This is a genomic window from Rhizobium sp. RHZ01, assembly GCF_014851595.1.
GTDB lineage: Bacteria > Pseudomonadota > Alphaproteobacteria > Rhizobiales > Rhizobiaceae > Rhizobium > Rhizobium altiplani.
The window spans coordinates 151,190-165,670 of sequence record NZ_JACUZZ010000011.1; the positions used below are offsets into that span (position 1 = coordinate 151,190).

At 56.0% G+C, this 14,481-nt stretch carries 12 protein-coding genes and 2 pseudogenes; 4 read left to right on the plus strand and 10 right to left on the minus strand.

Translation table 11 applies throughout. The features are described from left to right. Nucleotides 1–147: 147 nt before the first annotated feature. On the minus strand, nt 148–894 hold the full coding sequence (locus IB248_RS14075) for a sulfite exporter TauE/SafE family protein (RefSeq protein ID WP_192241109.1): 747 nt from the start codon (nt 892–894) through the stop codon (nt 148–150). Between the two features lie 97 nt (nt 895–991). On the opposite strand from IB248_RS14075, the gene IB248_RS14080 reads away from it, so the two are divergent. Then, a complete protein-coding gene (locus tag IB248_RS14080; RefSeq protein ID WP_169683101.1) occupies nt 992–1,873 on the plus strand; it encodes a LysR family transcriptional regulator in 882 nt (293 codons plus the stop codon). Nucleotides 1,874–3,562: 1,689 nt separating this feature from the next. Here IB248_RS14080 and IB248_RS14085 read toward each other — a convergent pair. Together IB248_RS14085 and IB248_RS14090 are read right to left on the minus strand one after the other, a co-directional pair. Further along, nucleotides 3,563–3,988 carry a SyrB-like regulator gene (locus tag IB248_RS14085; RefSeq protein ID WP_169683103.1) on the minus strand — a complete coding sequence of 142 codons (426 nt, stop codon included), beginning with the start codon at nt 3,986–3,988 and terminating at the stop codon, nt 3,563–3,565. Nucleotides 3,989–4,233: 245 nt separating this feature from the next. After that, a complete protein-coding gene (locus tag IB248_RS14090) occupies nt 4,234–4,620 on the minus strand; it encodes a hypothetical protein (protein WP_062368878.1) in 387 nt (128 codons plus the stop codon). A 1,543-nt stretch (nt 4,621–6,163) separates the two neighbouring features. Here IB248_RS14090 and IB248_RS32185 point away from each other — a divergent pair. Continuing rightward, on the plus strand, nt 6,164–6,289 hold the full coding sequence (locus IB248_RS32185) for a hypothetical protein (RefSeq protein WP_281412465.1): 126 nt from the start codon (nt 6,164–6,166) through the stop codon (nt 6,287–6,289). A gap of 533 nt (nt 6,290–6,822) precedes the next feature. Here the strand turns inward: IB248_RS32185 and IB248_RS14095 are convergent. Continuing rightward, nucleotides 6,823–7,749 (minus strand): cation transporter, encoded by a 927-nt coding sequence (locus IB248_RS14095; protein ID WP_169683105.1) that lies wholly within the window; start codon nt 7,747–7,749, stop codon nt 6,823–6,825. Nucleotides 7,750–8,019: 270 nt separating this feature from the next. On the opposite strand from IB248_RS14095, the pseudogene IB248_RS14100 reads away from it, so the two are divergent. Then, nucleotides 8,020–8,469 (plus strand): annotated as a pseudogene (locus tag IB248_RS14100) (alpha/beta hydrolase); the annotation flags it as partial. 698 nt (nt 8,470–9,167) lie between these two features. Next, a complete protein-coding gene (locus tag IB248_RS14105; protein ID WP_169683107.1) occupies nt 9,168–9,899 on the plus strand; it encodes a hypothetical protein in 732 nt (243 codons plus the stop codon). Nucleotides 9,900–10,345: 446 nt separating this feature from the next. Here the strand turns inward: IB248_RS14105 and IB248_RS14110 are convergent, their stop codons facing one another. The 6 genes and pseudogenes from IB248_RS14110 to IB248_RS14135 form a co-directional block, all read right to left on the minus strand. Next, nucleotides 10,346–10,606: a response regulator gene (locus IB248_RS14110; protein WP_281412466.1), complete on the minus strand. Its 261-nt coding sequence runs from the start codon at nt 10,604–10,606 to the stop codon at nt 10,346–10,348. A 65-nt stretch (nt 10,607–10,671) separates the two neighbouring features. Then, entirely contained in the window at nt 10,672–10,902 is a 231-nt protein-coding gene (locus IB248_RS14115; protein WP_169683111.1) for a hypothetical protein, read from the minus strand. A gap of 18 nt (nt 10,903–10,920) precedes the next feature. Next, nucleotides 10,921–12,132, minus strand: a complete 1,212-nt coding sequence (locus IB248_RS14120) for an acyltransferase (protein ID WP_169683113.1) — start codon at nt 12,130–12,132, stop codon at nt 10,921–10,923. A gap of 74 nt (nt 12,133–12,206) precedes the next feature. Continuing rightward, entirely contained in the window at nt 12,207–13,385 is a 1,179-nt protein-coding gene (locus IB248_RS14125; RefSeq protein ID WP_192241110.1) for an acyltransferase family protein, read from the minus strand. Further along, nucleotides 13,352–14,155 carry an acyltransferase gene (locus tag IB248_RS14130; RefSeq protein WP_192241111.1) on the minus strand — a complete coding sequence of 268 codons (804 nt, stop codon included), beginning with the start codon at nt 14,153–14,155 and terminating at the stop codon, nt 13,352–13,354. Before IB248_RS14130 ends, IB248_RS14125 begins: the two co-directional genes overlap by 34 nt. Continuing rightward, nucleotides 14,152–14,481 (minus strand): annotated as a pseudogene (locus tag IB248_RS14135) (UDP-glucuronate 5-epimerase); the annotation flags it as partial. The pseudogene IB248_RS14135 and the gene IB248_RS14130, both read right to left, overlap by 4 nt.

The window sequence follows — 14,481 nt, forward strand, 5'->3', positions numbered from 1 at the left end:
TGGTGGGAGAGATTATGATGGCTTCGCCGCCGGCTAACCCAATCGCACCTGCCAAGAGCGTCGATGTTCTCAGGGCCATACGTATTGAAGCGAGATCCCCTTATGCGCGGTCCCGATCTGGCCAGCGGTCATGCCAGGAGAGGCTGACTAAACGCTTCGCAGCAGCATTTCTATCCCGAGAAGCGCAAGGGCGATCAAGAAGCAGCGCTTGAACGTCACTGGGCTAACCGCCTTCCTCATGTACTGGCCGGCCCACATACCGATCAGAGCTGGAAGAACAGCGAGGCTCGACAGCGCTACTCCATCGAGCTGAAATGTACCTTGCAGAGCAAGCCCAGCGGCGAGCGCGATGGTGGAAATCGTGAAGGATAGTCCGAGCGCCTGAACGAGATCATCCCGTTCAAAGCCAAGTGCCTGGACATACGGTACGGCCGGAATGACGAACACGCCGGTTGCGCCTGCGATGAGGCCTGTCGCCAACCCAATCATGGGCGAGAGCCAACACTCGTGTGTTTGGTCAATATGGCAAGGTTTGGCTGACAGCGTGTAGATCGCATATGCCGTAAGCGCGAGGCCGAGGAAGACGGTGCTCAGGCGGGTTTCGCCACCTGTCAGCACAGACGTACTGGCGAGTGTGCCGACAAAAACTCCAGCCAGCATCGGCCAAAGCCGACAAACGACTGCGACAACGTTCGGGCCAGCGATGAGCTGCCAGACATTCGTTGTGAACGAGGGCATGATGAGCAGCGATGCCGCTGTAACGGGCGACAACAATCCGCCGAGAATGCCCATGGCGACCGTCGGAAGGCCCATCCCTGTGATACCCTTTACGATACCGGCGACAAAAAATGTAGCTGCGACAGCGAGCAGCAATGAGATCGAGACATCATTCATGTCTTCTCATTACGACTTCTGACATCGTCCACAATGCGGCAGTTCCGTTTCCAGCCTTCGCCTGGACCGAAGGCAACGAGGAGTGTAACCTTCGAGGATGCGCTTCGACTTTACCGATCTTCGCCTCTTTCTTGCTGTTGCTGACGCTGGCAGCATCACCCACGGAGCGGCGGAGGTGAACCTCTCGCTTGCGGCGGCGAGTGAGCGCCTGCGGGAAATGGAGACAACCGGAGGCGTACGCCTGCTCGAACGAGGTCGTCGGGGCGTGACATTGACCGAAGCGGGCGAGGCGCTTTCGCACCACGCTCGTGAGATTCTAAATCAAGTGACGCTAATGCGTGGGGAAATGGGACGCTTCGCACAAGGCATACGCGCGACTATTCGTCTAATCGCAAATACTGCGGCCATCGTCGAGGCTCTTCCAATCCGTCTATCGTCGTGGCTTGCTTCGCATCCGCAAGTCGATATTGATTTCCGGGAGCGCCAAAGCCATGAAATCGCCCGAAGCGTCTCTGCAGGTTTCGCCGATGTCGGCGTATTGTCGGATGCAGCTGCCCACGAAGGTTTAATCCTTAAACCTTTCGCGGTGAGCAAACTCGTCGTGGTCTCAGCAAAGACACATTGGCTCGCGACTGAAAAGGAAATCCCATTCGCCCGGCTCGCCGAGCAATACTTCATAGGCCTGGAAAGCGGCGCATTGCAGGACCATCTCGACACTCAAGCCGGGAGGCTGGGCGTAGTGCTCCGATACCGGATCCGCCTCCGCACGTTTGAATCCATATGTGCAGCAGCAAGTAACGGCGTTGGGGTCGCTATCGTGCCGGACACGCTGGCGCGGCAGTGCAAGCGGGCTTATAACTTCGGGATAACGCCCTTAACCGACGCATGGGCGCGGCGAAATCTTTCCGTTTGCGTGGCCTCTGGATTCGATCCCACTCCAATTGCTCGAGAGCTGTTCGACCACTTGGCAAATACATGACCTGATGCCAGCATTTGCCGCGGCAACGAAGCGGGCTTTTTGTTGACGTATGCGACTTCTGCGCTAGTTTATCTCTTGCACCTGTTCTGGTGCGTCCTCTTAATTCCACCTAAACGGCCCCGCCAATTTGCGGGGTTTCTTTTTCGCCTTCGACGCAGGGACCCGTACATTTGCAAGGTAAGGATTCCACGGTTCGCTCTGCTATCCCGGAAAAAAAGCAAGGAATTTAAGAAAACATCACACACCTGTCCGAGTCACCACTTAGCGAGCGGACGGCATGTGGTATTCTTCACCAGACTCGGGTTTGCGGGACGAGCCGCACCGACCCTGGTCCGTTATTCAATAATCATTCGACGAAGCGTCGAAGCATCGTCTGGAGCTGCAGATTTTCTTGGCGAAGGCGTATTGCCAAAAGTCGTTTCAGCCGCCTGTTCTCCTCCTCCAGGTCAGCGAGATCGTCGAATTGCGTTTCGATCTTCGCAATGCGCGTGGTCAGATTGCTCGCCTGTGGGACGCGATTTTTCTGGCGGGCGGCGCGTTTCTTGGGAGGAGGCGCACTTTGATTTGGCGAAGTGACCTCAGGTTCCATTATCTCTGCCTTGGAATCCGAGCTGACTGTTACGCCGTCTTTTTGCTGAACCGTTGGAGCCTCAAAAGCGGCGACCGGAACCTGGATCGTTTGGTCGGTGCGACTTTCGCTCGGCACATGAATTGATCGCACTGGAACCGGAACCGACTCGATTTGGCTTTCTTGGACGGCAGGTATCGAAACAGTGCTCGGCCCGAAAAGGTTCGGTGTCTGCGAGGCCGTTTCACGGACGGCGGCCTCAAGATCCGTACCGGCCCAAATGGAAGCCGACTGTGTTTTCGATCGACGCCGCGCTGACTTGAACTCGACGACAAATTTCCGTTGCTGTGTTTTCATGGTTTCCCAAACTGTGCGAACGACGCAATTCAGCTTGCGTCGAATCTCTTGAGCATCTCTCTAAGCTGAGCATTCTGCTGGCGCAACTTTTCAGCCAGTCGCATCCTCAACTGCCCTATTTCGTCATCGAGTTCCCTCAACGGGTCAATGGGCGTTTCTCGGGGCGGCGAAATTGATCTCGCTCTTTGACCCTCCCCTGATACCACGGTCTTTCCGACAACTCCATCCGGGCGGTTTTCTTTGACATGGCGCATGCGTCGCGCGTTGCTTTTGCGTGCGTGTTGCCCACCGGAGCCGCCTTCCCCAAACGATTCCTGAGCTCTCGCGCCCGGCGAAGGGACCTGAGCATTGCTCCGTGCTTCATCCCCGACAAATTCGACTGGCAGCCCCGATGATGGAGGATCAATGTCGCTTCTGGCCGCGTCCGGACCTGCGAGCGTGTCGTCGTTTCCTGGCGCCAGATCCAGCGCATCCGGTACCTTTGGCGATGCGGGAAAGTGCTCTTTCTCGACTTCAACCGCCTTTGTGTCGGCCTCGTCACCGGGTGAAGATACACCTTCCGTTCGCCGTTGGCGCAACGTCAGGTTTGACAGGAATTTCCAAGGAGATTTCATCGTGTTTCAATCTTGAACAAGCTGCATCGCGAGGTTGCAGTAGCATATTGGTCGGGCCCGGAACTGGGCCCGACCAAATCAGTTTAGACAACGTCCGTCGCCACATCATGTCACGCTGGGTTACCGCAACTGATCGAGTTCTTTGAACTCTCAGTTAAGACCAAGCCGTTTGCGAAGGTCAGCATTTTCGGCGCGTAGCTTTTCAGCAAGTGTCTTGCGCAACCGGCTGTTCTCTTCCTCGAGTTGGATAAGATCTGCCATATCGTCCAGCGCCGAGACAGAAGCGGGAGCTGTCTTGGTCAGTTGTTTTTGCGCTCCAAGTCTCCGGCCTTGCTTGACCGCGCCCTTCGCTTTCGCCGTGGCGGTCGTTGCCGAAGCAGCTGGCTTTGGCTCGCTCGCTGGCTCTTCCACCTTCTTGCGGCGACCTCGGGGCGATTTTACGACCGGCGCTGCCGCTACGTCGGCAGCGGCCTTCGGACGTCGTGGTCCCCGTGTTTTCTTCGGCGCAGGCGCCTCCGCCGAAGTAGTCGCTTCTGCGCCCTCGGTTATCGACGCGGTATTATTGTCGTCAGCCATGATTTTCTCCCTCACTAGCTGGGGATTCTTTTCAACTGCGCGGGGGACAGAGTCAACATAAGGCCAATCGGCGGGATTGTGATTTCTACCCGCTTCATTCAATTCGGTGCGACACCCCCTATTCTGGTGGCTTGCTCAAGTCGTGAGCGGTCGCTTCGAGGGCGACGAATGGCCGCTTGAATGAAGCTGGCGGGATCCTGCAATGCCCCACCAGCGCTACGGGCATAAACTCTCTTCGATCAAGCCTAGTTCCTTGCGAGAAGAACAACGTTCTCGTTCGACAAGGTTACAGTCACAGGAGCGCCATTGATCCGAATGGTAACCTCTCCCTTTTCGTCGTCCACGGCAGTAATCTCACCAAACAGACTGACACGGTCTTTTATGGTGAAACTCCTGCTAGACGTGTCGGAACGCCACATCGAGTCGTCCCAATATAGGTCGAGTTCCGATATGCCAACGCTCGTGAGAAAGCTGGTCTTCAGGTTTTGTTCCAGCCACTCTGCCGAACAGCCAAGCGCGGTCGCGGCCGCGTTGACGTCAGAATAGTCGTTCTCCCCGCCCTCGCCCCAAGTGACCTTGACGGACTCGCCGCGCTCTGGATTTCGATAGATCCGAACGTTCTTCTGTCTCATGGTTCGACCTCCTATTGGCTGTGACTTGGCGTTGATGTGCGAGTTTTCTTCCGCGCTGATTGCGTTTTTGATTATCCCGGCTCAAGGATTGCGGATCGGCGATATATTGTAAAGGTCTCTGGCGAGCTAGCCGCTACTCGTCTCACTTGCAGGGGCGGCCGCCGCAAGCTTTGATGGGCGAGGAGAACAATCGTGGGACCGCGGGTCGTTACGCAGCGCTAATAGCCGGCTGTGAAAAATAGACCCCGCGACGCCATCTCTCGCGCAGCGCTCAAGGTAAAGATCAGCTGTTGAACGTTAGTCTTGGTCATTCCCGGTCATTCCAGCAGGGAAACCTGCGGCGATACGCTCGAAAATTCGGCCACGACACGGGCTGGGCCGCCCTGAAATGGGGTGTCATCGACTTCGCTCATTTGAGGGCAAGCAACACAAGCTTCGAGACCTATCTGAAGCGAACAGCGCGGCCAATACCTTTCGTGAAAAGATGAGGCGGGCACGACAAGTTGGCCTCGTCGCCGAATTCAATCAGACCTGCAAGAAACTGGAAGATGACACATACGACTACCTGGTCTTCTACGATTCTCTTCCAATCGCCGTGCGTCCTCCCCGACCAACATGATTGCGACACCAGCGGCGTGTTATGCAGTTCCGAATCCTCCTCGATATTTACGAAGGTATCGCATCGCCTTCATGCTTGGCTCCATTCACCGCTTGGTTGATGAGGATAGCAAGTTCGCTATGCTGGAGAGCCGTTGGCGGTGTGTCGCTATTGGATAGACGAATGTCGTAATCTGGACATCACGTAATTAAATGAAAGGTAATGTAGTTATAATGAAATAAAGCGCAAACAAATCGCGCCGGGAACGAATCAAATGACACCGTCCGAGTACCGGGCGACGCTGGCTGTCATCGGATTGACGGCAAGCGTCGTGCAAGAGCTTTTCGATGTAGACGAACTTACAAGCCGCCGATGGGCCACAGGCGACTTGCCCGTTCCGCGCGCCGTCGCATTGAGTTTGTTGCTGATGGCATCCTATGGCGTCTCCATAGGTGAGGCACGGATTCTTACAGGCTCCATAGCCCTATTAAAGTCAGCTTGAGCGCCCTTCCCCCAAACCGCATGCAAGTGGGATCATGTTAAAGCTGTCCCATCCTTCTGCAGGATAGTACTGGTCAATAACGCAGTCAGCAGCAATGTCGCCGACGCAGGGCCGCCTTGCGGCGGACTGAACGCGAGAGCCTTCACTCGATCGGAAAGAGCGTGGGTTTGAGCAACGACCGTGTAGGCTGTTTGACCAGCACCGTTTTAAGCAGGTCTGGGGGCCCAAAGATATTGTCGGTCTGAAGCGGGCGAAGGGAAGCCGTTTGGGGCGGGGGCTTCCCTTCTTGTGCTTCCCAGCCGCTCAGCGATCAGGACAACCTAGAGATAGCCGCCGTGGGCGGTGCACGCTAGTTGGACCAAGGTCCGAGCACCTCGGTCCAAAGTCCTAGGTGCTGGCGTCACGTTTGCCCATCGCCGATTTGGGCCAGGGTGATGGAGAAAATGAAAACCGCTGAGCGCGACGATATCGTCGAAACCGCTCGATCGTTGGCAAGGACAGGCAGCCAGGCAGTGGCGATTGCGGCCCGCCTGTTTTACGTTGCGGGCAGGCTTGCAGCGCGGCATTGACCTTTGTCAAAAACCCATGGCTCTAGCCACAATCCAGGTGGGAACCCCGGCCGTTACGGCTGACGCCAACAATATCGAGACTATCTTGATCACATAAGCCCGAGCATCATGCCGTTCGTATCTCATTGACCTACCCTCCAATCCCCGTTTGCGAATTGAACTACGGGCGTGAAGGACAAGTCGAGTCACGATTCTTCAACGTCGTTAATAGTCGGCGCCGCGCGGCCCCGCGATCGGTCACGGCTGATTGTTCTCGGCGCGGCGGTTCCGGGTAGGCGTTGGTGTCGACCTTAACGGCGCGGTCAGCGTGACCTGCCAAGCAGCTCTCGGATCTGAGGAAATGGAGGCTTGGCATTTTGAAGCGTCGCGTGATAGCGGACGCTGAGAGAAAGTCGGCGCCCAAGGGGTCTTCTGAGCTGTCACCGTATCGAGTGAGGCCTCTTGTGACGAAGCGGTGTTCAAATCAGTCAACGGCAGTCAATCATGCTCTTCAAAGCGCAAGAGCTGTGCCGAAAAGCGCGATGCTCGAAAGGCTATTCCGCCCATTCCGCATCGGCCGTGAACGCAATGGTGAGCCAGCGGTTGGTGCTTTCATCGCCGATCGCATTCCCTATTTCGTCGCGCAGCGCATCCCAATCCTCCACCGTTTTCGGCGGAAGGCCCTTGGGAACGATGAAGTAGAGTTCGATCTGTGTCGCCCGACCGACACGAGCAACGTAGGCGCGATATGAAAGAAAGTGGAGGCGACGCACGGTCTCGGAAGCGACGTTGTCCACATGGTTCTTAAGTTCGACCGGCGCGATGAGAAGGATCTCGGTCAGTGCCTTCCAGATTGTACCGATTGGAAGCGGAATCATCACCACGCAAACCAATGCGAGGACGACTGGGTCAACGTAGCTGGCGATCCACGCGACAGGGGTCGGCTGAACAGCGAGACCGATGAAAAACGCGATCAGCAGGGCAAGGGCAATACCTCCCGACATGATCCAAGCCTTGACGTCGAGAGAAATGAAGTCCGATTTCAGGCGGCGGTTCAACCTGACACCAATAACGGCCATGACAGCGCAGACGAGTACGGTCGCCGCCGTGTAGGTGATCGCCACGCCGTAACGCAGTTCGTGCCCGCCATTGAGGATGCTGATGATCGCGTTAATCAGCGCGTAAACCGCAACGGTCATCAGCAGGCTGCCGTTAAGCATCAAGACGATTGGCTCCAGATGCCAGAAGCCCATTGTAAAGCGGTTACGAACTCTTCCAGACAACGCGTCGGTTTGCGCTGACTTCACGATCAGGCTCGACACCCAAAGCGCAAGGCCGGTCATCGCCGCGTCGCCCAGAGAATAGACGCCGTCAAAGGCGATGGAGAACGAGCCCGACAATATGCCAAAGGCCACTCCAAGAGCGGCGACAATAACCGTTGCCGCGATAGAAATGCGTAGAAACTGCTGCTCGTTCAACATTCACGTATCTCCACAGAACCAATCCAACATATCGTTATGGCATCGCTGGGACGAAAATCTCACGAACGACGTCGGAACGCTTGAATTGGCGGTCTTGATGGGGGTCAGAACCAACGACCCCTTTGTTACAAATTCCTCGTCAAACTAGATCCGGTGAACGACCCATTCGATCCCAGGGGGTTTGCTGCCGGCCTCTTCGAGAGCCTCCCTCTCGGCGGTGTCCCGAGACGTTTCCCCCTCGACACGTCCTTTGCGGATGCCCAAAACCGACCGACGCCGAAATTCACGATCTTCGTGTCTCAGGATGACAAGGCGCTTGCGGTTTCGAGTTTCATCACTGGAAAGGTTTCGCGTTTGGGCGCGATCGATCCGACCGTCGAGCCCTATCGCTCGAAACTCGAAGCCGCCGGCATTACCGCCATCGATCTCACCAAGGTCAAAGGCGAAGGCCTGAACCACGGCAAGTTCGCCGAAAGTCCTGAAATCGTTCAGCTGATTGGCCAGCGGATCGTCACTGGTCAGACGCTGACGGATTCCAACGTCACGCTCGGCCAGGGACTTACCGCTGTTGTTGGCGGAACAGTGACGACCATCGGTAACGTCGCAGCCACGGCTGTCGCCGCGCCGGTCACCGTGCTTGAACAGCCGATGCGGGCCAAGAAGCGCCCTGTCGACGAAACCCTGCAAGGCGATCTCAAGCCGCAACCGTTGACCGAGTAGGCGCTCCCTTCGGCTCGCAACTCAGATTCAGAACAGGCTGCATAAGATCTGAATGACAATGGATTTGGCCAGACCTCAATGTGCCGCCTCCGATACATCCTTCCTTAAAACTGCGCTCCTATTTCCGCTCGCCCTCGGCAATGGTGCCGAGAGAAACGGGATGAGTATCGCCAAACAAGTTCATTCATCACGTCATTTTCAGCGAGGAATCTCGGAATTCTGCGAGATGCGCAACTCACCGATCGCATCAAAGCAAGTGCTGGACAACATCCGGCTCTACCTTGTCAGCCTGATTGGCCGACGGCTCCGGTTTGGCAAGACAGTTGGGCCAACTTTCACGCGCTTTGCTCGTCGGAGCCGCCATGCGTCCGGCCTTTTGATGCGGTACAGAACAGCCGCTGGCCATCATGCGCGGATCGGATGCCGGCTGCAATGCAGTCGGCAACGCACTCGTAAAAGTTGCTTGCATTCTGGTGCCGCGGTCATTTCCACCTCTCCATATGTGCGCGAGGCAACTGTGGTTACCATGATGCAACCACAGTTTATCCATTTATGAAAGGCCGCGGAGACGCGGGGGCAGAGCGCTGCGCCCCTGCGAACGATGCCGTATTGGCCTCGATTCTTTGATCCAACGACTAGACAACCCTAGATATAGAAGCTATGGTTGTGATGGGAGGTCAAACGCTTCGAGGTCCGTCATGGATACTACAAGTGCGCTTGATGAAAACACCCCCGAAATCTCCGATGCCCAACTGCAATCACTCTTCTCCACTATGGAGCGCGACGGGTATTGCTGCGTACCGGATTTCCTGGCGCCCGCCAGTTTAGTGACGATGCAGGAGTTCGTTAAATCATCCGTGCGCGACTCCCGGAACGAATATGTTGCCTTCAAAGGGAGCGAAGCCGTCAAGGGTTCCGGGCTTGATCAACTGGCCAAATCCACGCGCTTCCAGTCTATCTTTTCGAGGCTTTATGTGGCGAGCCGCAGCAAGCCTGCTCCTGCTGTCGAATTCTATCAATTGCTTAGATGCCTGACCGGCAAGGGGATGATGCAACATTCCCTCAACTTCCACTACGACTCCTACCTCGTCACAGCATTGCTTCCCATTGTCATCCCCACCGTCGGCCTGGCCGGCGATCTCCTCCTCCTCCCGAATACCAGACCCGTCCGGGAAACCTATGCAGGAAATCTCGTCGATAAAATAATGGTCGACAAGATCCGGCAACGGTCACTGAGAACCCGAGCAGCGAAGGATCCATCGTCATTCACGAGGATCAAAATGGTTCCCGGAAATCTCTACCTGTTTTGGGGCTACCGAAGTATCCACGCAAACGAACCATGCGATCCCGGCACCGTGCGCGCGACGGCTCTCTACCACTATTTCGATCCCCACGCCGATAGCAGGTTGAAGGCGCGGCTCAGGCATTGACGCAATACGGCAACGAGGTTGTGGCTTGCCGCCACGCGTTAGGGCCGGCGTTTTCCGCCGGCTCGTGACGGGATCTCAAGAAGACGAACGATTTGGTTTCCCCGGCCGCGGCTGAAGAGGCCACGAACCCTACTGCGATCCAAATGCGCGCTCGAAAAGGAAGAAATGGCTGACAGAGGGCTGTTCCTGCACAAAGCTTATTCGAAAACCCCGAACAGACCATTCCAGGGCTCAGCTGGCGATCGTTCATATGGCCGTTTGCAGCAGAGCTCCGATCAAAATCCGATCGATTGCCAGTGCCGATATGATCGGTGTCAAATTATGCCCAGGCGTAACCTCATACCATCCCGCGAATGATTGTGACCACCTGTCGTCCTTCGTAGATTTGGCGATGTGGCGCGTGCCCGAATGTAGGTCCCTGTCAGAGACTGCGTGCTCCCCCGACGTCAGCAGAATTCCAACAAACGTCCATCAACGTTCCACGAACCTTGCCAGGGCGGCTCCATCAAATCCCCAGGCATTCGGATATCGCTCAACACAGCCTCGATGCTCATATTTGTTTCGAGTTCCCACAACGCCTCTGTAGCGTTTCGCACTTCGATTACAGTCATCGCCGCATCCTCAAGCTCGGCACGCAGCGCCATTCGCACCGGTAGCTCGTCGTCCACGACGAGGATTGCAATCGCGTTCGAATTTGACGTTCGCATCCCACACCTGACGCGTTGGAGCGTTCACGAGCACGATTCGATGACCGGGCGAAGGGTTCGCTGATTTAGCGCCTGGATGTCTGGCTGCGAGCAGCACAGGCCAGGGCAAGGCGCTGGTATTGGGCCTTGACGTCCTCGTCAGTCGCAAGACGGTACGATGCGCGCCTAACTTCGACGAGAACACTCCTTGCACTGGAGATTTCAATTGATGAAGAGCTGGCCGAGCTCAGGATGGACGCTGCAATCAACGCCATTTCATCAATACTCTTCGGGCAGCTCGGGTCATTGGCATCCATCAGCTTTCTCCTTCATGATCACTGCGATTGAACTTGCATGTCTTCAGGCTGATCAATCGACGATTTTCTTGTCCCGGCCGGGCGTTGCTCGTCACGCCCGCCTTGGCTGCCTGGGCTCGAGGCCTTACCTTGCCGCCCGACTATTCTTGAAAGAGCTATCGAGGGACGTTCCACAATCACGAACAGCACCGTTGCGGCAATAACGCTAAGCGTCGGGGCAATGATAAGGAAGTAACCATCGCCGATGGCGCCTCCCGTCAATCGCAGGACCGCCAGCGAAACAGGCATGTGAACGAGGTACAGTGAATAGGATATTCTTCCGAGAAACTGGATCGGCGCCAACTCCAGCCCTTGCTGCAATGGCGCGATGCGCAAAATGCAAAATATCGCACAAGCCGCCGCCAGACTTAGAAGTAGGTCGCTATGGGTGATAATGCCTCCAAGCCAGAAGGCGAGGAATGCCACCACCATCAATAGTGTGAGGCGCCGAGCTCCGTTTGGAGCACAATTCCCTTCGCTTTGATGCAGGCAATGGCAGATCACGCATCCTAGAAGAAACGACCCCAGATAGTGGAACGTTGCCAGCAGCGAACCAAACAGTGTCTCGCCATAGAAAACCGGGTTTGGTAACCCGAACATGGACAGTGAGATCGAGGAAAAAGCATAGAGGGCGATAATCAGTATAATATTGCTGTGAAGCGAATATCGTTTGAGCGAATACATGAACAAGGGAATGAAGAGCCCGGCGCGCATTTCGTAAACGAGGCTCCACAAGGGAGGATCCAAGTCGGTGTCCATTCGACTGACCCCGATCAACAAGACGTGTCGGGCCAACAGCTCGCCGTTAATCGGAAGCTTCCACAAATCGACAAAAGCGCCCGAGAGCATGTCGACAGAAAGGTCCGGCGTCATCAACCGAAGGATTGTTGCGGTAGCGACGACGGCTGCTACACACGGCACCAGACGCGCCAGCCGGCTCAACTGAAACCGCCAGTATGAACTGTTCTTTCCCAAGGTGTAGCGAATGCCGAGAGCAAACCCACTGAGGACAAAAAAGAAGATGACGCTCAGGTGACCGAGCGTAAGGAAAGCCTTCAGAGCGTTCAGCTGCAGCGACGACAGCTCAGGGTGGCGATATGCCCTGGATAGGCAATGGCATAAGACCACCGCAAAAGCGGCAACGCCGCGTGCACCATCGAGGGCATGATATCGCGGTGTTTTCGTTGTCATGACAATTTCCCCTGATGGATCTCACGCCGATAGCTTGCCTTCGATCAAGGCGCCTGCCCGGGCAGCAGCCCCTTTCACATTGTCCTGTTGAGTGCTTCCAGCACCTTCGGCCCAAATCTCTGCTCGCCCGCGACGCTCCAGTGGTCGGCATCGATGAAGTAGACATTCTGGCAGTCGACAAGATCGTGCCGCGCGTTGAAATTCAGCGCGTTGATCGTCGACAAGTAGGATAGTTGCCTTTTACGAGCCAACGCGTTCACTGTCTGATCAAGGTGCATATATGACGGTATCACAAAGGAATTGGGCAGGTCAGTTGCGCCGTTGCAGCCGTTTGCAACAAGCTGGTTATGTGTGACATGCGGATCTATCCACGGACCCAACCACACCACATTTGCGTGGTTCGCAAGCTTGCCGAGATACGCCAGCGTCTGGTCGATACGAGATTGGCTAACCGGAAATTGTCGGTCGGTGTAGCGTTGGAACATGTCCCGACTACCGATGGCGCCGTCCGGGGCATCGAGAAGATAGAACCCCGCCTGCATGTAAATGATCTTATCGATTGAAGCAGCGTTCGTTGCGACGAAGTCCAATAGTTCATCATAGAAGCATTGAGGGTTGGATTCGACAGCGCGGCAAAAACCCTTGTTTATTCCGATGAAAAACGGCCGGCCCGATAGCGGCGCGATCGCGTCGAAAAGGTTGCCTGCATGCGAATCGCCGACAATGATGGTCGCGGCGCCATGCTCCTTTGAACAATCAGCAAATTGTCGACGGAAGGTCTCGTTCAGTTCACCCGTGCGAAATACACACTCAGCGAACTTGTTGCGGTCTGCTACCTTGTCGATACGACCGCGCTCTTCCAGCAGATTTCGATAGACCACCGCCTGCTGCGGCGAAAGCCGTGCTAGCGTCCAGGAGGGGAAGCCTGCGTTCAGGTGCGCCACTACGCCAAATGAAATCAAAACAAGGCTGCCACATGCGGCTGAAGCAAAGACCGTGCGTGACCGATAGCGGACCCGTCGGAATGGTTGCTCCACAAGCTTCCAGGATATCGATGCCAACACAAAGCTCAACGCGATCAAGGCCACCATCTCGAAGCGAGACGGTTCAGCGATGCGGGCATATCGGTACAGTGCAAAGATGGGCTGGTGCACAAGATAGAGACTGTAGCTTATCAAGCCGATGGCGACCGGAACCGGCGAACCGAGTATCCTGCCGATCAGATTGGAGGGCTGTGCAAAATGCAGGACCAATAAGGCTCCACAAACCGGAAGCAACGCCCATCGCCCCGGAAACGGGGTCTCAAGATGAGACCGACGATCGCATAGGCAATCAGCAGAAGACCGACGATCGCAGCTATCGACGCGATACGTCCAGCCGGGCGCGATCGTCCATTTTCATAAAGTGCAAGGAGCGCACCTACCGACAGTTCCCATGCCCGGAAGGGTAAAAGGAAGAACGCGCTTGCTGGAGATCGCAGCGAGGCAACGTCGGCTGCTGCAAAACTTATGAGGGTTAGGATCGCAATAACTGCGAATTGGCTGCGTCGGCCCCGGTAAGCAAGAACGGAAAGAAGCAGCGGAAAGAGAACGTAGAACTGCTCTTCAACCGCGAGTGACCAGGTATGCAGCAGCGGCTTGAATTCTGCATTTGGCGCAAAGTAATTGGTTTCATGCCAGAACAAGACATTGGACATGAAGGTAAGCGTTGCAATGACACTTTGCCCGAAGTCCTTTAGGTCGTCGGCATATAGGACGAACGCGGCGGCAATCGCCGTGACGACGATCGTGGCAAAAAGTGCGGGATAAATGCGCCGGATACGACGATCATAGAAGCCGACAACCGAAAAGCTGCCTTGCTCGATCTCGTTCAGCAAAATGCCGGTGATAAGGTATCCGCTGATGACGAAGAAGATATCAACACCGACATACCCGCCGCTGAAGGGATAGATCGCGGCATGAAAGAAGAGAACGGGAACAACGGCGATTGCTCTCAACCCGTCAATTTCCGCACGATAGTTCATCGGATGACCCCTGGTTCACGGTCGAGTTCGCCGCGCGCTTCCAGATACCAGTCGACGAAAGCCTTCACACCGACATTGAGTGTCGTCTCCGGCTTGTAACCGGTCAGAGCCGCCAGCAGATCGGGGCTCGCAAAGGTGCGCGGTACGTCACCCTTCTGCATCGGCAGCATCTTGCGCTTTGCCGGCTGGCCGAGGGCCTTTTCGACCGTCTCGACGAAGGTCATCAGGTTCTCCGGCTGGCCGCCGCCGATATTGACGACGCGGAATGGCGCCTGATGCGAGAGCGTCTCCACCCGTTCGTCGGCCACGCGGTTGGCCTCCGACGG

Coding starts and splice junctions, on each gene's coding strand:
- IB248_RS14075 (WP_192241109.1), bottom strand. CDS start 894: ATGAATGATGTCTCGATCTCATTGCTGCTCGCTGTCGCAGCTACATTT.
- IB248_RS14080 (WP_169683101.1), top strand. CDS start 992: ATGCGCTTCGACTTTACCGATCTTCGCCTCTTTCTTGCTGTTGCTGAC.
- IB248_RS14085 (WP_169683103.1), bottom strand. CDS start 3,988: ATGGCTGACGACAATAATACCGCGTCGATAACCGAGGGCGCAGAAGCG.
- IB248_RS14090 (WP_062368878.1), bottom strand. CDS start 4,620: ATGAGACAGAAGAACGTTCGGATCTATCGAAATCCAGAGCGCGGCGAG.
- IB248_RS32185 (WP_281412465.1), top strand. CDS start 6,164: ATGAAAACCGCTGAGCGCGACGATATCGTCGAAACCGCTCGATCGTTG.
- IB248_RS14095 (WP_169683105.1), bottom strand. CDS start 7,749: ATGTTGAACGAGCAGCAGTTTCTACGCATTTCTATCGCGGCAACGGTT.
- IB248_RS14105 (WP_169683107.1), top strand. CDS start 9,168: ATGGATACTACAAGTGCGCTTGATGAAAACACCCCCGAAATCTCCGAT.
- IB248_RS14110 (WP_281412466.1), bottom strand. CDS start 10,606: ATGCGAACGTCAAATTCGAACGCGATTGCAATCCTCGTCGTGGACGAC.
- IB248_RS14115 (WP_169683111.1), bottom strand. CDS start 10,902: ATGGATGCCAATGACCCGAGCTGCCCGAAGAGTATTGATGAAATGGCG.
- IB248_RS14120 (WP_169683113.1), bottom strand. CDS start 12,132: ATGACAACGAAAACACCGCGATATCATGCCCTCGATGGTGCACGCGGC.
- IB248_RS14130 (WP_192241111.1), bottom strand. CDS start 14,155: ATGAACTATCGTGCGGAAATTGACGGGTTGAGAGCAATCGCCGTTGTT.